At 58.6% G+C, this 21,597-nt stretch carries 18 protein-coding genes; 12 read left to right on the plus strand and 6 right to left on the minus strand.

Annotated features, from left to right (window positions below):
- The first annotated feature begins 58 nt into the window (after positions 1–58).
- Positions 59–2,134 (plus strand): glycogen debranching protein GlgX, encoded by a 2,076-nt coding sequence (gene glgX / locus QA646_RS21140; RefSeq protein WP_283060204.1) that lies wholly within the window; start codon positions 59–61, stop codon positions 2,132–2,134.
- 95 nt (positions 2,135–2,229) lie between these two features.
- On the opposite strand, the gene QA646_RS21145 is transcribed toward glgX, so the two are convergent.
- Positions 2,230–3,234 (minus strand): YihY/virulence factor BrkB family protein, encoded by a 1,005-nt coding sequence (locus tag QA646_RS21145; RefSeq protein WP_283060522.1) that lies wholly within the window; start codon positions 3,232–3,234, stop codon positions 2,230–2,232.
- A 231-nt stretch (positions 3,235–3,465) separates the two neighbouring features.
- Positions 3,466–5,766 carry a cation:proton antiporter gene (locus tag QA646_RS21150; protein WP_283060205.1) on the minus strand — a complete coding sequence of 767 codons (2,301 nt, stop codon included), beginning with the start codon at positions 5,764–5,766 and terminating at the stop codon, positions 3,466–3,468.
- Positions 5,767–6,156: 390 nt separating this feature from the next.
- Between QA646_RS21150 and QA646_RS21155 the strand changes: the two genes are divergently transcribed.
- The 10 genes from QA646_RS21155 (at position 6,157) to QA646_RS21200 (ending at position 16,528) form a co-directional block, all read left to right on the plus strand.
- Positions 6,157–6,873, plus strand: a complete 717-nt coding sequence (locus QA646_RS21155; protein WP_283060206.1) for a GntR family transcriptional regulator — start codon at positions 6,157–6,159, stop codon at positions 6,871–6,873.
- Positions 6,870–7,781 carry a dihydrodipicolinate synthase family protein gene (locus QA646_RS21160; RefSeq protein ID WP_283060207.1) on the plus strand — a complete coding sequence of 304 codons (912 nt, stop codon included), beginning with the start codon at positions 6,870–6,872 and terminating at the stop codon, positions 7,779–7,781. The genes QA646_RS21155 and QA646_RS21160 overlap by 4 nt, the downstream gene beginning before the upstream one ends.
- On the plus strand, positions 7,774–9,291 hold the full coding sequence (locus QA646_RS21165) for an aldehyde dehydrogenase (RefSeq protein ID WP_283060208.1): 1,518 nt from the start codon (positions 7,774–7,776) through the stop codon (positions 9,289–9,291). Before QA646_RS21160 ends, QA646_RS21165 begins: the two co-directional genes overlap by 8 nt.
- Entirely contained in the window at positions 9,288–10,634 is a 1,347-nt protein-coding gene (locus tag QA646_RS21170) for an FAD-binding oxidoreductase (protein WP_283060209.1), read from the plus strand. Before QA646_RS21165 ends, QA646_RS21170 begins: the two co-directional genes overlap by 4 nt.
- A gap of 78 nt (positions 10,635–10,712) precedes the next feature.
- Complete coding sequence (locus QA646_RS21175) at positions 10,713–11,564, plus strand: glycine betaine ABC transporter substrate-binding protein (protein ID WP_283060210.1); 852 nt, start codon at positions 10,713–10,715, stop codon at positions 11,562–11,564.
- Positions 11,565–11,654: 90 nt separating this feature from the next.
- Positions 11,655–12,746: a glycine betaine/L-proline ABC transporter ATP-binding protein gene (locus QA646_RS21180; protein WP_283060211.1), complete on the plus strand. Its 1,092-nt coding sequence runs from the start codon at positions 11,655–11,657 to the stop codon at positions 12,744–12,746.
- Positions 12,747–12,760: 14 nt separating this feature from the next.
- Positions 12,761–13,609, plus strand: a complete 849-nt coding sequence (locus QA646_RS21185) for a proline/glycine betaine ABC transporter permease (protein WP_283060213.1) — start codon at positions 12,761–12,763, stop codon at positions 13,607–13,609.
- On the plus strand, positions 13,606–14,463 hold the full coding sequence (locus QA646_RS21190; RefSeq protein ID WP_283060214.1) for an ABC transporter permease subunit: 858 nt from the start codon (positions 13,606–13,608) through the stop codon (positions 14,461–14,463). The genes QA646_RS21185 and QA646_RS21190 overlap by 4 nt, the downstream gene beginning before the upstream one ends.
- Before the next feature lie 16 nt (positions 14,464–14,479).
- Positions 14,480–15,478 carry a 4-hydroxyproline epimerase gene (locus tag QA646_RS21195; protein ID WP_283060215.1) on the plus strand — a complete coding sequence of 333 codons (999 nt, stop codon included), beginning with the start codon at positions 14,480–14,482 and terminating at the stop codon, positions 15,476–15,478.
- 39 nt (positions 15,479–15,517) lie between these two features.
- Positions 15,518–16,528, plus strand: coding sequence for a GlxA family transcriptional regulator (locus QA646_RS21200; protein WP_283060216.1), 1,011 nt, complete (start codon positions 15,518–15,520; stop codon positions 16,526–16,528).
- Between the two features lie 39 nt (positions 16,529–16,567).
- Here the strand turns inward: QA646_RS21200 and QA646_RS21205 are convergent, their stop codons facing one another.
- Positions 16,568–17,095: a DUF4142 domain-containing protein gene (locus tag QA646_RS21205; protein WP_283060523.1), complete on the minus strand. Its 528-nt coding sequence runs from the start codon at positions 17,093–17,095 to the stop codon at positions 16,568–16,570.
- 187 nt (positions 17,096–17,282) lie between these two features.
- Between QA646_RS21205 and QA646_RS21210 the strand changes: the two genes are divergently transcribed.
- Positions 17,283–17,918, plus strand: a complete 636-nt coding sequence (locus QA646_RS21210) for an outer membrane protein (protein WP_283060217.1) — start codon at positions 17,283–17,285, stop codon at positions 17,916–17,918.
- 138 nt (positions 17,919–18,056) lie between these two features.
- Here QA646_RS21210 and QA646_RS21215 read toward each other — a convergent pair whose 3' ends face one another.
- The 3 genes from QA646_RS21215 to QA646_RS21225 form a co-directional block, all read right to left on the minus strand.
- Entirely contained in the window at positions 18,057–18,503 is a 447-nt protein-coding gene (locus QA646_RS21215; protein ID WP_283060218.1) for a hypothetical protein, read from the minus strand.
- 303 nt (positions 18,504–18,806) lie between these two features.
- Complete coding sequence (locus QA646_RS21220; RefSeq protein WP_283060219.1) at positions 18,807–20,081, minus strand: cation:proton antiporter; 1,275 nt, start codon at positions 20,079–20,081, stop codon at positions 18,807–18,809.
- Positions 20,082–20,086: 5 nt separating this feature from the next.
- The gene (locus QA646_RS21225; protein WP_283060524.1) at positions 20,087–21,190 is read right to left on the minus strand and encodes a flavodoxin family protein; all 1,104 of its coding nucleotides are present in this window, start codon (positions 21,188–21,190) and stop codon (positions 20,087–20,089) included.
- Positions 21,191–21,597: the final 407 nt, after the last annotated feature.

Consider the following 21,597-nt stretch of genomic DNA (forward strand, 5'->3'; position numbering starts at 1 on the left):
CCGGCCGGAACAAAGCGTCGTGTTGCCGTGTTGTGGTTGCACCTATGAAGAGGCCCCCATGACCCAGGACGGAAAGCAATATGCAATTGAGCAGGGCGATTTCACGAAACTGGGGGCGAACTATGACGGCGAGGGCGTCAATTTCGGGCTTTTCAGCGCCTATGCGGAGAAGGTTGAACTCTGTCTTTTCGACGAGACCGGAAAGCAGGAAATCGAGCGGATCGTCCTGCCGGAATTTACCAACGAGATCTGGCATGGCTATGTTCCAGGCCTGCAGCCCGGTGCTCTCTACGGCTATCGCGTCCATGGACCGTTTGATCCGGAGAGCGGGCATCGCTTCAACCCGAACAAGTTGCTCGTCGACCCATACGCCCGCGAGCTTGTGGGCAACGTGGCGTGGTCGCGAGCGAATTTCGCCTACATTCTGGATGACGAACTGAAAGATCTATCTTTCGACGAAACCGATAGTGCACCGGCGATGCCGAAGTGCCGTATCATCGATTTCAACGGGAAAGACAAGGTTTCGAGCCAAAAGCCGTCCGTCCCTTGGTCGCGGACGATTTTCTACGAGTCTCACGTCAAGGGACTGACGATGCTGCATCCGGTGATTCCGGAGGAGCTACGCGGTACGTTTGACGGGCTCGGCCAAAGAGCGATCGTCGATTACGTCAAGAGCCTTGGCATTACCTCGATCGAGCTGCTTCCGATCCACTTTTTTCCGGACGACAGCCATCTGCTCGACAAGGGTCTCAGCAACTATTGGGGCTACAATACGCTCGCCTTCTTTGCCCCGGCTTCCCGCTATTACGGCCCGAATGGCTTCGGAGGCTTCCGCGACATGGTGCGGAGCTTCCACGATACCGGCATCGAGGTGATCCTCGACGTCGTCTACAACCATACGGCCGAAGGCAACGAACTTGGTCCGACGCTCTCGTTCAAAGGCATCGACAATTTTTCATATTATCGCACGCTGCCCGACACGCCTCGCTATTACATCAACGACACGGGCACCGGTAACACCATCAATACGTCGCATCCGCGCGTGTTGCAGATGGTGACGGACTCACTTCGTTACTGGGCCGAAGAAATGGAGGTTGACGGCTTTCGCTTCGATCTCGGCACGATTCTCGGGCGGGAACCGCAGGGCTTCGACCAGCGCAGCGGCTTTTTCGATGCGGTTGGCCAAGATCCGGTCCTCTCCAAAATCAAGCTTGTCGGCGAGCCGTGGGACATCGGCCCCGGCGGCTATCAGGTCGGCGGCTTTCCGCCGGGCTGGGCTGAGTGGAACGACAAATATCGCGATACGATCCGTGACTACTGGAACGGCACTCCGGGCACGACAAGAGAGTTTGCTGCGCGTATCCTCGGCTCAGGCGATGTCTATGATCTGCGCGGGCGCCGACCATGGGCTAGCGTCAATTTCATTGCCGCCCACGATGGCTTTACTCTCAATGATCTCGTCTCCTACAACGGTAAGCATAACGAGGCGAATGGCGAGAACAACGAGGACGGCCACAACGACAATCGCAGTTTCAATTACGGTGCCGAAGGGCCAACGGAAGACGAGAGCATCAACGCGACCCGAGAGCGTCAGAAGCGAAATTTCCTGGCGACCTTGTTCCTGTCGCATGGGACGCCGATGTTGCTTGCCGGCGACGAGTTCGGCCGTAGCCAAATGGGCAATAATAACGGCTATTGCCAGGACAACGAGCTTAGCTGGTTACATTGGCAAGACCCCTATGAAAGCGCCGAAGCCTTATGCGCCTTCACCAAACGCCTGATTGCTCTGCGACAGGATCATTCGATCTTCCGGCGGGAGAATTGGCGCGACGGCCTCATTGTTACGTGGCTCAATCCCGACGGCGGAGCCTTTGCCGAGGAGCATTGGGACGACGAGGCAAGCACGACCATCGGTCTGCGGCTGTCGCGCGACCATCCCGTGGAGGAGGGGTGGGACGACGTGCTGCTCCTGTTCAACCCTCAGGATGAAGATGTCACTTTCAACCTGCCGGATGACAGGCGCTGGGCTTTGGAGCTCACCACATCAGATCCGATGGCGAATGGGGCAGAAGAAATCGCCAGCCAGAGCTTGCTGCTCGAAGCCCGAAGCCTGGCGGTCTTGAGGCCGGTCTGAATCGGCTGCTTTGAGGAGGCTACCTCGACTAGGCATTGGCTGCTAAATCTCGCAGCCGCAGCGGTAGCACCGTCAGCCGGTTGTTTCGTTGCCGCTCAAGTGGAGGATTTTCCGATCGTATCGGCAACCTGAGCGCCGCGACTTCCCATGGGAAGTGCGGCGTCGGTCGTCGTGTCTACGGCGGTCTGGTGCTCCAGTTCCGCATTGATTTCCGCCCCGACCAACAGGATCACCACGGATAGCCAGATCCAGATCAGAAAACCGATGAGCGCTCCCAGAGTGCCGTATGTGGCGTCGTAGTTGGCAAAGTTCTTAAGGTAGACAGAGAACAGCAAGGACATGGCGATCCAGCCTGCGGTTGCCAGGGCAGCACCCCAGGTAAGCCATCTCACTTTCGCGGGTTCACGGCTCGGGCCGAACCGATAGATTGCCGTAACCGCAATGATCATCAGGATCAACAAAATTGGCCAGCGCAGGATTAGCACGAGGTTCTCCTTCCACTGATCGAGCCAAAAAAGAGAGAGAACCAGCGGCATGATAGCGACTAATCCGATGACCAAGATTGCCGCCAATATTGAACACAGCGTAAAACAGAGCCCAACGAGATTGAGGCGGATCAGCCCGCGCTTTTCTGTTTCTTCATAAGCAATGTTCATCGCATCGAAGATTGCCAATGTTCCGCTGTGCGTGCTCCACAAGGCGACCCCCAAACCAAGAAACAAGGCGAGGCTAAGCGTCCCGTTTCGCCGCTGAACGAGATCGTTCAGTCGATCGGCGATCATGTCAAAGGCGCCGGGAGGCAGGAGTGCGGAAAGGGAACGGAGATGCTCGCTGATACTCGCGGGATCGGCAAAGAAGCCATAGAGCGAGACAAGTGCTGCAAGCGCTGGAAAGAGTGCCAGGAGAAGGTAAAAGGTCACGCCTGCCGCAACGAGCGAAATGCGATCATCACTGATTTCGTGGACGACACGCCAGAACACATCGCGCAGGCCACGGCGCGGTATGTGCTCCGGAACGGCTGCAAGTCGCCCCAGTTCCGGATTGAGCCTGTGGTTAGTAGCATTTGGAGACCCGGTCTCGACATGTGCTCGCTTCCCCAATGCACGAGTTAAAAGCAAGGCGGCAATCGCAAAGCTACTAATTCGGAATAGGGAATGCGTGTGTTGCGGTCGGCCACGGTGGACACGTTTTCTCATCAGGCTACTCCATCAGACTGCCCATCGTTTTGCGGTAACGCTTGACCCAATGAAAAGATGCGCCCGGATGTCCTCTGCCAGGAGGCGGCGCTGATTGCGACTTCAGTGCGGAAAGAGAGGAGTAGGATCGCGACGTCATTTTTCTGCTTCAATGACGATGATCGATCTGTCGGCGGCATCGATCAGCGAATTGGCAATCCCTCCGTAGGAAAGCCTTGTGCCCGCTTGCCTACTGACGCCCAGGATGATCAGATTGGCTCGACGTCGCCTCGCGTTTCGCAATATGGCCAGCTCCGGCGAAGTTCCGCGTTCAACCGTCTTGCCAATGTCGAGGCCATAATAGGCTGCAATTTTGTCGACCCTTTTGAAGGCTTCCTTATGAAGATCGCTCATATCACTGAGGCGTGGCATCCGGACAAGCTGCTGTGGATCGGTCACGTACACGACCGCGATTTCACAACCGGCAGCTTTTGCGATTGCCGAAGCGAACTCGACAGCGCGGGTGGAGCGCTCCGTCCCTGACACTGGAACAAGGATACGAAGTTCATTGTCATTTTCGGGTACTCGCCCTCTGCTGAAGGTGATGGCGACGGTTCCCTGAAACGAAGATGTCATCTTCGTAAAACGCTCGTCGAGTCCGCCGGCGTCGGCAACGGCTGGTTCGGCCCCGATGATCATCAGGTCGTGTCCTTTCTCGGCGCTCTCGGAAAGCGCTCGCTCCAAATCACCGTCTTTCTTCCTTCCCGTGACGTGAACGTCCGCGGGTGTGGCAGAATCGGTGTCGGATTGCGCCACCGCCTTCGTTGCGGTTGCCTTGACCTGGTCCACAAATGTTGTCACGCCGTCTGCGTCCGATCGCTCGGCGTTCGGCGGACGCTTTGTTTCGTCGTCAATGCGCAGTACCGTCACAGGCATTTGCCTGACTGCGGCGAGGAACCCCGAAATTCTGGAGGCCAAGTTGCCGTTTTTAGACCGATCGACCGCCAGCAATATGCGTTCGAAGTTGGCGAGATAGCTAGCCTTTTCGAATTCCTCGCTCTCCAGCCGGTTTCGTTCCTCTTCCCGAACCGGCAACCGCGCAAGCGCCCATCTCAAAGTCGGCGGCATCATCATTGTCGTGACGACGGCCATCGCCACAATGATGGAAAACAATCGTTGATCGAGGACGCCGACGGATAATCCGATAGAAGCAACGATCACTTCGGTAGAACCCCTGGCGTTCATACCGCAGCCAAGCGCAATGGCTTCTGAAGTCGAGAATCCCCCAAAACGGCCGCCGAGAAATGCGCCGCCGAACTTTCCGATGCTGGCGATGACAATCAAGCCACTCGCCAGCAATAGGATTGCGGGATCTCTGACGACCGTAAGATCTGTTTGAAGCCCGGTGAGACCAAAGAACACCGGCATGAACAAAGCCGTCGTGAGCGCTCGAAGCTGTGTGTCTATCTGACGTGTCAGGATGGGCGATTGGCCGACGAGGATTCCGGCCACGAATGCACCCAACACCGTATGAACGCCAATCAAATTGGTGATGATCGCCATGACGCCCATAGTGGCGATAATGGCGCTCAGGACAGGCAGGTCGCTTTTAAATCTATCGTTCGTCCAGCGGATGATCTCGAAGACGACACGTCGTCCGATCGTAAAACTCAAGCCCATGAACACAAGCGTGCCGACGACGCTCTTCGCAAGTGTCGGTAGCTCGACGGCCCCCTTTTCCGCAAGGGAGAAGGTAACCGAGATGATGACCCAGCCCACCGTGTCGTCGATGATGGCGGATGCGACGATCAGTTGGCCGATGTTCCTCCTCATGAAGTCCATTTCGCGAACGACGGATGCAACGATTTTCACCGACGAGATGGAAAGTGCCGTTCCGAGGAAAAGCGAGGCAACAAGCCTTTTCTCGGGATCGGGAAGCAAGCTGGCTGGAAGGAGTTCGCCCAGCGCAAAACCCGCCGCGAAAGGGACGACGATGCCCGTGAAGGACACGCCAAATGCAGCGCGTCGCATCCGTTGCGCCAGGCCCAGGTCCGTTTCCATGCCCGCGAGCAGAAGCAGAAAGAGGATGCCTAACTGGGCCACCGCGTTGATCATGCTTTTTTGCGCATCGCCGGCCGGAAACATCATGGCCTGAAAATCCGGCAAAATCTCACCGAGAACGGACGGACCAAGCAATACCCCGCCGATGATCTGGCCCATGATCGAAGGCTGCCCGATGCGCACCATAAATTCCCCGAGCAATCGCCCGACGATGACGAGGATGACAATTTGAGTGAGGAAAAGACCTTCGGAGGGCGTGGTGGCGTTCTCTCCATTTGCGGCGAAAGCCGATGTCGCAACGCCCGCAGAGAGTAGCAAGGCGATCAAAATAGAATTTGGGTGATGTTTTCCGAAATTCATTGATCTCATGAAGCCTTGCTCACCGCGGGTCGCCATGGGGCTCTTTCTTATGCAGGAGGCATGGCGAGGTAACGCGGCCCCCGAGGCGGAGTTCCTTTCGATGATGCAGCTCCAGGCCAGACGCCGACAGTTGTGCTGCGCGGCTGGGCAATCACGACATCAATTCGCTAATCTCCAGGCTCAGTTCTCGCTCCTTTGACCGAGTATTTGCCTGACGGTTGTTGCGGTGAGTTTGCCCGTCACATCGGGCTTCGTACTTCAAAAGATGGCTTTCGGCGGTGCCAGGACCGAAGCGGATGGCTGACGCTTTTGGCAATTGTATTTTTATCAAATATTCATTGTGTACACAAAGTACACAATTATTGACTCAAACTTCGGCGTGTGCGATGATCCCCATCATCAGGAAGAAGGGGGCGGGAATTTCCCATGGCGAAGACCGTTAAGAGCAACCTCTACGAGGATCTGAAGCGTCAAATCCTGACGATGGAGCTTGATCCCGACGCGGATCTCGATGAGGCGAGCCTCAGCGTGCGCTATGGCCTTTCACGCACTCCGGTTCGCGACATTTTCCGGCGTCTGGCAGGGGAGGGATATATCGATATCCGCGAGAACCGCGGGGCGCGGGTCATTCCGATGAACCACGCCACGCTGCGGAACTTCTTCCTGGTGGCGCCGATGATTTACGCGGCGATCGGCCGTCTCGCGGTGCAGAACTTCAAGCCGTCCCAGCTTGCCGACCTGAAGCAGACGCAGGAGCGTTTTCGCCAGGCCAGCAAGGACATGGATGCATTTACGATGGTTCTCGAGAACAACCGTTTCCATGAAATCTTCGGCGAGATGTCGGCCAACGTCTATCTGCAGGCGAGCCTCGGCCGGCTCCTGATCGACCATGCGCGCATCGGGCACACGTTCTTCCGTCCGAGAACCCAGGACATGACGCGGCGCCTGCAGGTGGCGGTCGAACACCATGACAATTTCATCGAAGCCTTGGGTGCTCACGATGAGGATTCCGTCGTCGACCTGGTTTTCGAGCACTGGGAGCTGTCCCGCGAGAACATGGAAATGTTCATAGCGCCACAAGGACTTAAGGCGGATGCGCTGATCGGCGGTCCGAACGTGCAATCATTGGAGAAATCATCGTGAAGTTTGAAGGCATCTATACGCCTGCGGTGACGCCGCTGAGCCCGGACGGGCAGATCGACAAGGCGGCGTTTGCGGCCGTGCTGGAATCGCTGATTGCGGCCGGCGTGCATGGCATCATCGTCGGCGGATCGACCGGCGAGTATTACGCCCAGAGCAGCCAGGAGCGCTTCGAGCTTGGCGCCTATGCCAAGGAGGTGATCGGCACCCGGCTGCCGCTCGTCATCGGCACCGGCGCGACGCGCACCGAAGATTCCGTCGAATATGCCAAGGCGGCCAAGGCGATCGGCGCCGATGCCATCCTGGTGTCGTCGCCGCCTTATGCCCTGCCGACGGAACGCGAGAATGCCGTGCATGCGCTGACCGTCGACCGCGCCGCCAACCTGCCGATCATGCTCTACAACTATCCCGCCCGCATGGGCGTGATGATGGGCGAGGACTATTTTGCCCGCGTCGGCAAGTCGAAGAATGTCAGGGCGATCAAGGAAAGCTCCGGCGACATGGGCAACCTGCATCTGCTGGCCCGGAAGTTTCCGCATATCGCGCTCTCCTGCGGCTGGGACGATCAGGCGCTGGAATTCTTCGCCTGGGGTGCGAAGAGCTGGGTCTGCGCCGGCTCGAACTTCCTGCCGCGCGAACATGTGGCGCTTTATGAGGCCTGCGTCCTCGAAAAGAACTTCGACAAGGGCCGGGCGATCATGACGGCCATGCTGCCGCTGATGGATTTCCTCGAATGCGGCAAGTTCGTGCAGTCGATCAAACATGGCTGCGAGATCATCGGCCTGAAGGCCGGTCCGGTGCGCGCGCCGCTGCGCGGCCTGATCGCCGACGAAAAGCGTACCCTTGAGACCGTCGTTGCCACCCTGAAGCGCACGGTCGCCCAGATCACCGCGGGAGCCAACTATGCATGAACCCTTGACCGCAGCCGAATACAAGGCGATCGCCGCCGGCCTTCAGGTCCCGACCAATGCCTTCATCGACGGCACGTTCCGTCCGGCCAATTCCGGCAAGACGTTCAAGACCACCAATCCGGCGACCGGCGCGCTGCTGGCCGAGATTGCCGCCTGTGATGCCGGCGATGTCGACTATGCCGTCGCCAAGGCCCGCGCAGCCTTCGACGATGGCCGCTGGCGTCAGCTGACACCCGGCGAGCGCAAGGAAACGCTGCTGAAGCTCGCCAAGCTTTTGGAGGAGAACCGCCACGAACTCGCGGTCCTGGAAAGCCTCGACAGCGGCAAGCCGGTGCGCGAGTGCCAGACCGTCGATGTGCCGGACACCATCCACACGATCCGCTGGCATGCCGAGCTGATCGACAAGCTCTATGACAACACCAATTCCGTTGGTCCCAATGCCCTGGCGATGGTCGTTCGCGAACCGATCGGCGTCGTCGCCTGCGTGCTGCCGTGGAACTTCCCGCTGCTGATGCTGGCCTGGAAGATCGCGCCGGCGCTTGCCGCCGGCTGCTCGGTGATCGTCAAGCCCGCCCAGGAAACGACGCTGACGACGTTGCGCGTCGCCGAGCTTGCCCATGAGGCCGGCATCCCGGCCGGTGTCCTCAATGTCGTCACCGGCAGCGGCAGGGAAGTCGGCGAACCGCTCGGCCTGCATATGGATGTCGACATGGTGGCGTTCACCGGCTCGACCCCGACCGGCCGTCGCTTCCTGCATTATTCGGCCGATTCCAACCTGAAGAAAGTCGTGCTCGAATGCGGCGGCAAGAACCCGGCCGTCGTGCTGGACGACGCCGAAGACCTCGATCTCGTCGCCGAACAGGTGGTCAACGGCGCCTTCTGGAACATGGGCGAGAACTGCAGCGCCTCCTCGCGCCTCATCGTTCACGCCAGCATCAAGGACGACCTCCTGAAACGGATTGGCGCCTATCTGCGCGAGTGGAAGACCGGCGACCCGCTTAATCCGGAAAACCGCATCGGCGCGCTGGTCAGCAAGAGCCATTTCGAAAAGGTGCGCTCGTTCCTCGACGACGTGACGAGCGAGAAGCTCAAGCTGGCCTTCGGTGGCGAAACCTTGGGCGGCGTCTTTATCGAACCGACGGTCGTCGACGGCGTCACGCCGGCAAGCCGCCTGTTCAAGGAGGAGATTTTTGGGCCGATCCTGTCGGTGACGACATTCGAGACGCTCGCCGAAGCCGTCGCCTTGGCCAACGACACCAATTACGGCCTGACGGCATCGGTCTATACCGGCAGCCTGCGCCATGCGATCCGGGTGTCGCGCGACATCCGTGCGGGTCTCGTCACCGTCAACTGCTTCGGCGAGGGGGATGCGAGCACCCCGTTCGGCGGCTACAAGGAGTCCGGCTTCGGCGGCCGCGACAAGTCGATCTTCGCCCACGACAACTACTGCGAACTGAAGACCATCTGGATCGATGTCTCCGAACGCTCCGTCGACGAGACGGTCCGATGAGCCGACATGTGATCAAGCGCCTGCCGATCGATACCGGCGTTTCGGGATGGGAGGCGATCAGCGAACGCACCTATCCCGCCACGGCGCTTGACCACGACGTCACGGCGGATTGGTTGATCGTCGGCGGAGGTTTTGCCGGGCTATCCGCGGCCCGACGCCTCTCGCAATTGCGGCCGCAAGACAAGATCGTCGTTCTCGAGGCTCGTGAACTCGCAAAGGGACCAGCCGGAAGGAATTCCGGCTTCATGATCGACGTGCCGCACAATCTCTCCTCCGGCGAGTACTCGGTTGCCGACGAGCAGTCTACCAAGGGCGAGATCAAACAGAACCGCTTGGCAATTGCCTTCGCTGCGGATGTCGCGGCCGAGTACGGTCTGTCCAGGGACGTATTCGATCCGTCAGGCAAGATAAACGCTGCAGCGTCGGACAGAGGCCTGGCGCTCAACGAAAATTACAGAAAGTCGCTCGAAAAGATTGGTGAAGACCATCGCGTCTTCGATGCCGATCAGATGCGGGAAATGACCGGCACGTACTATTATCGAGGAGGGCTCTACACGCCGGGGGCCGTGATGATCCAGCCTGCGGATTATATCCGCGGCCTGGCGCGGGGGCTGCGGTCGAAAATCGATCTCTACGAACATTCGCCGGTACTGGAGCTTTCACGCGAAGGAAAACTCTGGAAGGCCAGGTCAAACCGTGGGTCCGTGTCCGCACCGAAGGTCATCCTCGGTGTGAACGGCCATATTGAAAGCTTCGGCCACTTCCGCGGACGGCTGATGCATATCTTCACCTATGCCTCCATGACCGCCGCCTTCTCCCAGAACGAGTTCGGTGGAGAGATTACTGGCGTCGAGCGGTGGGCGCTGCTACCGGCGGATCCCATGGGGGCGACGGTCCGCAAGGTCACTACAAATGGACTGTCCCGGATCGTCATCAGGACGCGGTTCACATACGACCCAAGCCTCAGGGTGTCGGAGAGACGCGTCGCCGGCGTGGCTGCCGAGCAGCGTCGGTCATTCGATGCCCGCTTCCCCGGACTGAAAGACCTGCCGATGGAATATAGCTGGGCCGGCGCGCTGTGCCTCAGCAGAAATCATGTGCCGGCCTTCGGCGAGGTCGAAGAAGGGCTTTTTTCCGCATGCTGCGAAAATGGCCTCGGCACGGTCAAGAGCACACTGGCCGGGATGATGGCTGCCGATCTGGCGGCTGGCGTCAATAGCCGTGAGCTCGATCAATACAGGAATCAACCGGAGCCGACCAGGTTGCCGCCCGAGCCGATCGCATGGCTCGGCGTGAATTCGGTCATCCGGTTTCAGGAGTTGCGTGCAGGCCGCGAGGGATGATCCGTCGCCGCGCAATAATGAGGATCGGGTCAAGGGCTGATCTTCAGAAGAACGGGAACGTGAACTAGGAGAAAAATAATGAAAGCTTTGTGGAAGGCGCTTTGCGCCGCTGCGATGGTCGGAATGAGCATGCTTCCAGCACATGCCGAAGACAAGAGCATCACCGTGGGCACGATGTCCTGGGAGGACCTGACGCCGATCACCGGAATTACCAAAAAAGTGCTGGAGGATGCGGGCTACACGGTAAAGGTCGTGCCGTTCTCCGAATGGGGCATTGCCTATGCGGCGCTCAGCAAGGGCGATATCCAGATCCTGGCCTCTCAGACCGACTATGTGGCACAGGACTATTGGGATAAAAACAAGAAGCGCCTCGAGAAGATCTCGCCCGTTTCGCACGGCCTGTTCCAGGGCGTTGCCGTCCCGAAATACGTACCGATCGATTCAATGGATCAGTTGAACGCCAATGCCGACAAGTTCGGCGGCAAGATCGTCGGCATCGAGCCGGGCTCGGGCCTGATGCGCGATACTGCCAACGCCGTCAAAGGCTATGACTTGAAGCTGCAGCTTGTCGAAGGCAGCACCGCAGCCATGACCGCGGCGCTGAAGTCCGCCGTCGACCGGAAAGAATGGATCGCCGTGACGATCTGGGAGCCGTCCTGGATGATGCAGAAATACGATGTGAAATTCCTGAAGGACCCCAAGGGCATCTTCCCGCCGCCGCAGAGCTACTACTGGATCGGTAAGAAAGGTTTCTCCGCCGACTACCCGCATGCTCGCGAGGTCATTGCCAGCGTCTATGTGCCGCTTGCCGATATCACCGCGATCAACAGCGCCGTGAATGACGGCAAGACGATGGATGAGGCCGTCAAAGCCTGGACCGACAGCCATGCTGACCTCCTGAAGCGCTGGGAAAATATCAAGACCCAGTGACGAGCGAACCGGCGGGCCGTCGCAGCGGCGGCCCGCCCTGGCATTTCGATAACACGAAAGCCGGCATCAGGCCGGCTCGCGGGGAACGCGATGAACATTGTGATAAATGATGCCAACGACCTATTGGTCGACTGCCAGAACGTCTGGAAGATATTCGGCGCCCGTGCTCCGGCTGCCGTGAAAGCCGTTTCAGAGCGCGGCCTTTCCAAAAAGCAGGTCCTGGACGAATTCAACTGCGTCGTCGGTGTCGCCGACGCCAGCCTCCAGGTCCGCCGCGGCGAGATCTTCTGCATCATGGGGCTCTCCGGAAGCGGCAAATCCACCTTGGTTCGCCTCCTCAACCGTCTTATCGAGCCGAGCCTTGGCAACATCGCCATAAAGGGCAAGGAGATTGCCAGGCTCAATGCTGCGGAACTGCGCGACATGCGCGCGCGCAATATCGGCATGGTCTTCCAAAGCGTGGCCCTGCTCCCCAATCGCACGGTCCTCGAGAATGCAGCGTTCGGCCTGGAAGTCCGCGGCGTGCGGAAGGACGAGCGCAACAAAACGGCGCGTACGGCGCTCGACAAGGTCGGCCTTTCCGACTGGACGGCGCGCTATCCCTCGGAATTGTCGGGCGGCATGCAGCAACGCGTCGGTCTTGCCCGCGCATTGGCGGCCGATCCCGAGATCATTCTCATGGATGAGCCGTTCAGCGCGCTCGATCCACTCATTCGCCGCCAGTTGCAGGACGAGTTCCGGCAGCTCACGAAATCGCTCGGCAAGTCTGCGGTCTTCATCACGCACGACCTCGAAGAGGCCATTCGTATTGGTGACCGGATCGCCATCATGAAGGACGGCGTCATCGTCCAGGTCGGAACCGCAGAAGAGATCGTAACGAAGCCCGCCGACGCTTATGTCGCCGATTTCGTGGCTGGCATATCCAGGGTTCATCTCGTCAAGGCGCATTCGGTGATGCAGCCGATCGCAGAATATAAGAGCCTGCAGCCGCAGCATGACGTGGATGCGCTCCTCAAAACCACTCCGGAAGCTGATATCGGCGAACTCATCGATCTCACGATGAAATCGGAGCGTGATGCTTTGGCCGTCGTCGATAATGGTTCCATCGTCGGCGTGGTCACGACCCGCGGGCTGCTTCGCGGTGTCGCCGGATCCCCAGAGCAACCGCATGTGACAGCCTGAGAGGACGGACGCAAATGGACATCTCGGTCATTGCGGATACTTTCGATGCCTGGACCGACGACGCGCTAGGCTGGATCAGCGACAACGGCGACTGGCTGTTCGACCCACTAAGGGCGGCACTGGAGGGAACTTACAATGGCGTCCTCTGGCTCCTTCAACTCCCGCCTTTCTATGTCATCGCGCTTATCGGCGCGCTGCTTGGTTGGCGACTGATCAATATCGGATCCGGTCTTCTCGCCGGCTTGGCTCTCTTCTTCTGTGCGGTCATGGGTCTTTGGAGCGAAACCATGAGCACCCTTGCTCTTGTGACCACCGCCACGATCTTCGCCTTGATGATCGGAATCCCGATGGGGATTGTCGCTGGGTTTTTGCAGTGGTTCGACAGGCTCCTGCAGCCGGTCCTCGATCTCATCCAGACGATGCCTCCCTATATCTACCTTCTTCCTGCCATTGCGCTTCTTGGTTTTGGTCCTGCGACCGCGCTGGTTGCGACTTTCGTCGTCGCAGCGCCCCCTGCAATTCGCTTGACGTCGCTCGGCATCCGCATGACGCCGCCAGCATTCATCGAACTCGGTCAGGCAAGCGGTCTGACGCCTTGGCAGATGTTTACGAAAATCCGGCTGCCATTTGCCATTCCAAGCGTCATGGCAGGCATTAACCAGAGCTTGATGATGGCATTCGGCATGGTGGTGATCGCCGGCATCGTCGGTTCCGGCGGCCTTGGCCAGACCATCTACGGCGCCGTACGCACGCTCGACATGGCGACATCGGTCAATGCCGCGATCGCGATCGTCATATTGACCATGATACTCGACAGACTGACGCAGAGTGCGGCCCGCCGCACCAAGGTAGGTGCAAGATGAACCTCGACCTTCTTCGGTTCTCACCCGGTCAATATTTTGCTCCGGCCGTCGACTGGCTGAACACCAATTTCCATCCGGTCTTCGACGCCATCACCAAGCTCATCGAGGCAGTTCTTGGCGCCTTGGAATCGGCGCTGCTTTACCCACTTCCCTATGCGCTCATTATCGCTGCAGTCCTCATCGTCGCCTTCGCGATCAACATTCGAGCCGCCGTGGTTACAGCCGTCGCCCTTGCCTTCTGTCTTCTGGCGGGCCTTTGGGCTGCGTCCATGCAGACACTCGCGCTGGTCACGGTGGCGGTCGCCATTTCGGTCTTGATTGCCTTCCCCCTCGGCGTACTTGCTTCGCGCCGCAAAGGCTTCGAGGTCGCCGTAAGGCCGGTGCTCGACATCATGCAAACGGTGCCGCCGTGGGTTTATCTCATCCCGGCTGTCATGATCTTCAGTCTCGGCCGCGTGCCGGCGATCATCGCCACGATCATCTATGGCGTGCCGCCGATGCTTCGTCTGACGACGCTGGCATTCAATCAGGTGCCGAGGGATCTTCTCGAACTCGGCCAGGCAACCGGCGCACCGCCGCGTGCGATCCTGCTCAAGATCGAAATACCGTCAGCAATGCCAACCCTGCTTGTAGGCCTCAACCAGTGCATTCTTCTTTCGCTGGCCATGGTCGTCCTTGCCGGGCTTGTCGGGGCCGGCGGGTTGGGGGCTGAGGTGACCCGAGGCCTGACCCGAATGGAAATGGGTCTTGGCCTGCGCGCCGGGCTCGCCATCGTTGCCATCGCGATCCTGCTCGACAGGCTCTCAAAAGGTGCGCTTCAGGGACGCGCACGATCACCGGCCAAGAGCGCCTAGCGGAAAGACTTTCAGAATGCGTCATAGCTTCTTCTGCATCGACTCCCACACCTGCGGCAATCCTGTGCGGCTCATCGCCGGCGGCGGTCCGCTTCTGCCGCACGCTCCGATGGGCGAGCGGCGAGAGATATTTCTTCGAGACCATGATTGGGTCCGCCAGGCGCTCATGTTCGAGCCGAGGGGACACGACATCATGTCCGGCGCGATCATATATCCGGCCTATCGCGACGATTGCGACATAGCGGTCCTGTTCATCGAAGTAAGCGGTTGTCTGCCGATGTGCGGGGCAGGCACAATCGGGCTCGTGACCGCTGCGATCGAGGAAGGCCTGGTTCAGCCGCGTGAACCCGGAAAACTCTCGATCGAGACACCCGCCGGAAGAGTGGACTTGACGTTCGAAACGAGCGGAAACCATGTCGATTCCGTCCGGCTCTTCAATGTGCCGAGTTACCTCCACAAAGCGGACGTTGAGGTGAACGTACCCGGCATGGGACGTCTGCGCGTCGATATTTCTTATGGCGGCAACTACTATGCCGTCGTGGAGCCGCAGGAAAATTGGAGCGGTCTGGATGGCATGAGCGCGACTGACATCGTCGGCTGCAGCCAGAAGCTCAGGGCGGCTCTCGCCGATATCTGTGATCCGATCCATCCGGATGATGCCCGTATTCGTGGAGTGCATCACGCGATATGGTGCGATCGTCCGATCAACGGTGTCTCCGATGGCCGTTGCGCCGTGTTTTACGGTGAAAAGGCCATCGACCGGTCGCCGGGCGGCACCGGTACATCGGCTCGGATGGCGCAATTGCACGCAAAGGGCCGTCTGGCCGTCGGATCGGCATATCGGCACGAAAGCCTGATCGGAACCATCTTCGAAGGCCGGGTCGAAGCGGAGGTTAACATCGGAGCTTATAAAGGCATTCTTCCGAGCGTAGGAGGCTGGGCGCGCATCATCGGCCACAACACGATTTTTGTCGACGATCGCGATCCGCTCGCATACGGCTTTCAGATTCGATAAGGTCTTTGCGGTTTTCAGAAGCGGCAGGGGGATAGAAAGATGCCTGAGAAATATCGGCCGGAAGAAGACGTGACAACGTCCGCCAGTCGTCTCAAGGTGGGGTTCATCTTGGCGCGGTCGTTCACATTGTCCGCCTTCGCACTCTTCGTAGATACGTTGCGGCTCGCAAGCGACAAACAGGATCGTTCCGGAAGAGTTCTTGCGGACTGGCAGGTACTCGGTAGCACCAGGCATCTCATCACCTCGAGCTGCGGCGTCCAGGTCGCTCCGACGTCGGATCTCGTCGATCCGTCGAGGTTTGATTATATCGTGGTTGTCGGGGGCCTTTTGACCGTCGAAAATCCCGTCGACGAGGCGACATGCGCATACCTCAAGCAGGCGGACGCCAAGAAGGTGCCACTGATCGGCGTGTGCACCGGGTCGTTCATTCTTGCTGCGGCGGGCCTGATGAAGCGGCACGAATCCTGTGTAAGCTGGCTGCATTACGAAGGATTTCGAGAGCGCTTTCCTGAGCTCAAGGTCCGTTCTGACCGACTGTTCAATCTTGATCGTCAGCGGGGATCGTGCGCGGGCGGTAGCAGTGCTGCCGACATGGCGGCATTGCTCGTCAGGAAATACATCAGTCGCGATGCGGAGCGAAATGCGCTGGAGGTCCTTCAGATCGAGAAGGCCCGCACGACCGCGGACATACAGCCTCGTCGTCCACTCTACGAGGACTATGCCGACGCTCGCGTGAAGGCGACGATGATTGCAATGGAACAGTTCGTCGATGGCAGCCTGCCGATCCCCAAGCTGGCTGCCAAGGTTGGCTTGTCACGGCGGCAACTGGAAAGAATCTTCCTCGAAAAGACGGGAATGTCTCCTGCCAAAGCTTATAACCGTGTCCGCATGGAGCGGGCGAAGTCGATCCTTTCCCGATCGAAGGCGCCTCTCATAGAGGTCGCGCTGGATGTGGGGTTTGAGAACACGTCGCAGTTTACGAGGACATTCAAGCGCACGTTCGGACAGACGCCGTCACAACATCGCGCAGAGGTTTTGAGAACCCGCTGAAATACGCCTGGTTGGTACGATCGTTGAGCCCACAGCGGACTATTTATTCAAATCCTGCGCCATCTGCAGATGGTGTTCCAGAGCCGGCCGCGTGGTTGCCGCCCAGGTCTTTAGATCGGCATTCTGGCCCTTATTGCCATACCGCTTGAAAAGGTCGACGGCTTCTTTGTGAGCCGAGACCTGATCCGAATGGTATTGCTTGGTGAAGTCGTCTCCCTGCAGACTCTTAAGCTTATTGAGCATCTTCTGCTGGGGGGAGGACATAGCCGTTGGGAGGGGCGCCTTTACTTTCCCGCTCGTTACCAACTGCTTTAGTTGAGTCGTGGTTTTCTGATGGTCGGTGATCATCTGCTTTGCGAATGACTTTGTCGCGTCATCGGCGCGTTCGAGCGCAAGCTTACTGGATTCGATCTCAAACATGTCGCTTCTCGCGGCCTCGTTGACGAAATCCTCCGTTTTCGGGGCAATGCCGACGAGCGAATTGACGCCGCTTTTTTCCGCGGTCGATTGAGCGAGAACCGGCGCCGCAAAGAGCAAAGCGGCAGTCGTGATGGCAATCCTTCTCATGATGCTCTCCTGTGGTTGCAATTTCGAACCTACGACCGCGGAGAAAGTTCCTTGCCTCCAAGCGAATGCATTCCGGGAAATCTCGACGCGACAATATGCATTGCGGCTAAAGTGTGATACTTCTGCTACAGCCTTTCGACGGTGCCGACCTATATCCCGTTTCATAACAACAACCGAGGATACACCGATGCATAAGCTACTCGTCTCTACCGCGATTGCCAGTATCGTTGGCTTCAGTACGGCCTCGGCCGCAGATGTTGTAACCCAGGCGCCGGAAGCACCTGCCGTTGAAACTCCGGCGGGGTTCACTTGGGCGGGTGCATATGCCGGTATTCGTGGCGGCGGCAATTGGGTCAATGGAGATTTCAGCATTCCCGGTGCGAGCACGTCTGAAGATCTGAGCGGCGGCCTGGTCGGTGGGTTTATCGGCTACAATTGGCAATTTCAGAATAATGTCGTGCTCGGCCTCGAAGGCGACCTGAACTATAATTGGAACAAGGATACGATCGCACCCGGCATCGATGTCGGGACGGACATCGATGGTTCCGTCCGCGCCCGCCTTGGCTATGCTTTCGATCGCGCTTTGATCTATGCGACAGGCGGCTGGGAAGCGACGCGTGGGTTTGTCGACACGGGCAGCAAAGACACCAAGACCTTCAACGGGTGGACTCTCGGCGCCGGCGTTGATTACGCCTTCACCGATCGGGTCTTCGGTCGCGTGGAATACCGCTATACCGATTTCGGCAGTAAGGATATCAACGGCGTGAACGTCGATCTCAAACAGAACGCCGTTGTCGTCGGCGTCGGCGTCAAATTCTGGTGATCGGCTTCAGCGCATCAGATGCCTCGCAATCGGGGCCATCTGGCTCTTGACCGCTACTGATTTTGGGGTTGCCGCAGTTCTTTCAGAAGTGCCGCCTGTGATGACTTTCGTCTCATCGGCGGCAAAACATTTGCCACCTTATGACTGAGTTGGCTTGATATTATCCGTGCGGACCTGCCCCTCCAGAACGCCGCGGCGTAAGTCGGCCCGGCCGTGCTCGAGTTCCACCACCGTATACAGCTTCTCGCTGCGGAATGCGCTGGCGTTTGCCGTGCTGACGTCCTCGGCCGGCGCTGAATCGACTTCCATGTAATCCAATTCACGCGAGGCGGCGACAATACGGGCGTCCCCGGAGGTACGGGCGGCCACTACTATCTCGCCATGGGAAGGCGCATTTTGCCAATTCGGATCGTCAGGCTCTGCGATAGGGATAAGACGATAAACGTTAAGCAGTTCACCGGCCGTTGATGCGCCCTTCATCTTCGCATCCTCTATCTGGGCACGGCTCTCGACCGACCGACCGAATGTCGTGCGGCTGGTTGCATTGTTAGGATCGGTTCCCTGTGTTTTGACGACGTTGGACATGTTCTCATCCTCTTCGCGTCTATAACGGACAGCCAGTGCTCATATGGATAGGGGTGCAAGGGTGCGACTACTTACGCCATCCGCTGCTTCATCGGAGGTCGATGAGCGATCTGAGCCTATCGGCGTGTCAACGCTCTTCCGCCGGAATCAGTACCGCGATGCGTCAACAACGACGGAGACGGGGCATCTGTTCCACCCAGAGCGTGGCCTTCCAAAGACTTCGGCCAAGGCGGTGTCGGGAGGTACAACCGGTACGAGGACTGGCAACGTCAAGCCGATCTGCTATGAAGTTTATCATCGAGATTATCGGCCCTGTCGTCCCATGGGTCGCATACTGTCGACGCCTCGCTCGCGATCGATCCATCGCATGACCGGCGTGACGGCTATGCCATGAGCGGCGACGGAAATCAGAACGATCAGAAAAACCGTATTCCAGACGATCTCGATGTGTTCGAACGATGCCTTTCCGGAAGCATAGGCAAGATAATATATCGAGCCGAGGCCCCTGATGCCGAAGATCGAGACGATTGCCTTTTCCGCACGCGGTTGGACGGCACCGATCAGGCTGATCCATCCCGATATCGGCCTGACGATGGCCAGGGTCATTACGGCAACGGCAGCGATACGCCAATCGATATGCGACAGAATCGCCCCCTCGGCGATGACGGAACCGAAGCAGACAAGCAGGAGCATCATCAGCAATCGTTCCAGTTGCTCTCCGAAATCATGAAGCTCGCCGTGGAAGCTGCTGTGCCTTTCGACGCTGCGCAGTGTGAGCGCCGTTACGAAGACAGCGACGAAGCCATAGCCATGAACCAGTTCAGTGGCGGAATAGGCAAGGCATGTGAAGCCGAGCGCGGCCAATCCGTCTCCGGTCTTGGCGATCCGCCCCGCCTCTGGAACCTTGAAAGTCAGGTACCCGAGGAACTGGCCGATTATCCACCCCATGACGATTCCTGAAGCTAGCTTCCAGAGGATGTCGACGGCAAGCCAATGCCAAATCCACCCGGCATCGGAACCAAAAGCCGGTTGGGAGGCAATTGCGATCGCGGCCATGACGAACGGAAAACTCAGGCCGTCGTTCAGGCCCGCTTCGGATGTCAGTGCAAACCGAATATCATCCTCCTCGCCCGTTTGTGGCGGACCCACCTGGACATCGGCGGCAAGCACCGGGTCCGTGGGTGCGAGTGCGGCCCCAAGCAGAAGTGCCGAAGCTGCGCCCAGTCCGAGAAGGCTCCATCCAAGAACGGCGATCGCGAATATAGAAAGCGGCATGGCGATGCCGAGAAGACGCCAAGTTATTGCCCATCTTGCCCAACCTAACGGTCTGTCGATCTTCAATCCCGCGCCCATGAGGGCCACGATTACGACGATTTCAGAGAGATGTTCCGCCAGTTCCCTGTTTTCGAGCGGATTCATGCTAGGCAACGGCGTGAATGGCGACCACGCAAGAAGCATTCCGATGGCAACGCAGCAGATTGGAAAAGAGAGCGGCATACGCTTCAGGACCATAGGCAGCCACGCAGTCAAAAGCACGACCAGGCCAAATATGAAGAGCGTCACGGAATAGCTATTCATGTCCGCTACTTCTTGCGCGGTTGCGGTAGATCGGCCCCCGCGGAAATCTGGTGGCCCTGACGCTTTGCTGCGGAGGCTTCGTAAAGTGTGCGAGCGGCGTTGCGGACTTCCTGCTGTATCGCCGGATCTTTTTCGTAGGCCGCATGGCTTGTCGCATAGGGTTCCCAATAGCCGATGTAGCGATCGATCTCCGCAAGAGGTCCGGCTGGGATGAGCCCTATCGATTTCAGCCAATCGGCGAGACTTCTGCGAACGTTCTCCGCTCCCTCCGTGTCACCGTGGGCGATGACGGAAAACAATCGGCCGGCCAGATGTTGGGGATAGTCCCAGCCTTTCATCTCCAGTTCCTTTGCCTCCCTGGCATGCTTACCATGGGTGCTGGTCGGATCCGGATTACCGCCATCGGCACAGACGAGCCGATCCATCATCAGCTTCAAGGGGGACGAGGTCTGATACCAGTGAACCGGCGTAATGATCATAATGCCATCTGCCTCGACCCACATCGGGTAGATATCATTCATCCAGTCATGGATCTGGCCGAGCGAGTAGTTGGGATAGCAGGAGCAAGGCCAGTGACAGAGCGCCGCCGACGTTGAAAAGCAGGCTTTGCAGGGATGAATGTGTCGGCCATATTCGGAAGCCAACCGGCTGAGGTCGAGCATTTCGACCTTGGCGTTAGGCTGCTGTTCGAGTGCCGCCTTCGCGGTTTCCAGCAGGCGGTAGCTTTTGGACACCTCGCCCGGACAGGTGTGTTCACTGCGGGGGGAACCATTGATGAGGAGCAGGTGGATGGGACCGTTCGGATCGTCATACCGCTGCTTGGCATCGCTGACGGCGTCGCGCGCCGCCAGCCAGTCTATCGCCAGATCATAGTTGGGATCGGAGAAGCTCGGGCCAGCCTTTCTGGTGTTCGGACTCTTTCTCGAATTTGCGTAGGCGTCCCACGCAGCCGATGCAAGCTTTGAAAGCTCCATTTGTAGCCGGCCGTACGCCGGGTCGTGAAATTGGTTTAGGAAGCGCCGCTTGAACTCGTCTTCGCTCAATCTCCGGCTGGGACTACCTTTGCGAGGTTCGAGATCAGAGGCTGAAGCGGGCTTAGTGGGGGACATGGGAACTCCTGGGTAGTGATTTGCTGAACGCATTGGCAAACACAGCGTTCCGTTGGATGCGCGATGTCGATGGTAAGATCGGAAAATGCGTTGGGGATTCAGTCTGTTCGCGGCCGCGAAATCGCATGCGCCACCGGGAACAAATGAAGCAGCCGGATGTTCGATGCTTGGCGAGTTTGTCCCTTGACCCGCCAATGCGCCGCTCCATCAGGCGGCCGCCAGAGAGTCGCCGTTGACCTCGCGCCCTTTCCACTCAATCAACGGCAGCCCTCGATAAAACACGGCAGGGAATACGCCATGCGCCTTATTCCAACGTTCCCTGCCGCGTCTGATACCCTTTGTTGAAGAAGATATCCGTGCTTCTTCAGTCGCTGATCTCACCATTGCCCGCCTCGATCAAAGCCTGC

This window comes from Rhizobium sp. CB3090 (assembly GCF_029714285.1).
Classification (GTDB): Bacteria; Pseudomonadota; Alphaproteobacteria; order Rhizobiales; family Rhizobiaceae; genus Rhizobium.

Coding starts and splice junctions, on each gene's coding strand:
- glgX (WP_283060204.1), top strand. CDS start 59: ATGACCCAGGACGGAAAGCAATATGCAATTGAGCAGGGCGATTTCACG.
- QA646_RS21150 (WP_283060205.1), bottom strand. CDS start 5,766: ATGGCGACCCGCGGTGAGCAAGGCTTCATGAGATCAATGAATTTCGGA.
- QA646_RS21155 (WP_283060206.1), top strand. CDS start 6,157: ATGGCGAAGACCGTTAAGAGCAACCTCTACGAGGATCTGAAGCGTCAA.
- QA646_RS21165 (WP_283060208.1), top strand. CDS start 7,774: ATGCATGAACCCTTGACCGCAGCCGAATACAAGGCGATCGCCGCCGGC.
- QA646_RS21170 (WP_283060209.1), top strand. CDS start 9,288: ATGAGCCGACATGTGATCAAGCGCCTGCCGATCGATACCGGCGTTTCG.
- QA646_RS21175 (WP_283060210.1), top strand. CDS start 10,713: ATGAAAGCTTTGTGGAAGGCGCTTTGCGCCGCTGCGATGGTCGGAATG.
- QA646_RS21180 (WP_283060211.1), top strand. CDS start 11,655: ATGAACATTGTGATAAATGATGCCAACGACCTATTGGTCGACTGCCAG.
- QA646_RS21185 (WP_283060213.1), top strand. CDS start 12,761: ATGGACATCTCGGTCATTGCGGATACTTTCGATGCCTGGACCGACGAC.
- QA646_RS21190 (WP_283060214.1), top strand. CDS start 13,606: ATGAACCTCGACCTTCTTCGGTTCTCACCCGGTCAATATTTTGCTCCG.
- QA646_RS21195 (WP_283060215.1), top strand. CDS start 14,480: ATGCGTCATAGCTTCTTCTGCATCGACTCCCACACCTGCGGCAATCCT.
- QA646_RS21200 (WP_283060216.1), top strand. CDS start 15,518: ATGCCTGAGAAATATCGGCCGGAAGAAGACGTGACAACGTCCGCCAGT.
- QA646_RS21205 (WP_283060523.1), bottom strand. CDS start 17,095: ATGAGAAGGATTGCCATCACGACTGCCGCTTTGCTCTTTGCGGCGCCG.
- QA646_RS21210 (WP_283060217.1), top strand. CDS start 17,283: ATGCATAAGCTACTCGTCTCTACCGCGATTGCCAGTATCGTTGGCTTC.
- QA646_RS21215 (WP_283060218.1), bottom strand. CDS start 18,503: ATGTCCAACGTCGTCAAAACACAGGGAACCGATCCTAACAATGCAACC.
- QA646_RS21220 (WP_283060219.1), bottom strand. CDS start 20,081: ATGAATAGCTATTCCGTGACGCTCTTCATATTTGGCCTGGTCGTGCTT.
- QA646_RS21225 (WP_283060524.1), bottom strand. CDS start 21,190: ATGTCCCCCACTAAGCCCGCTTCAGCCTCTGATCTCGAACCTCGCAAA.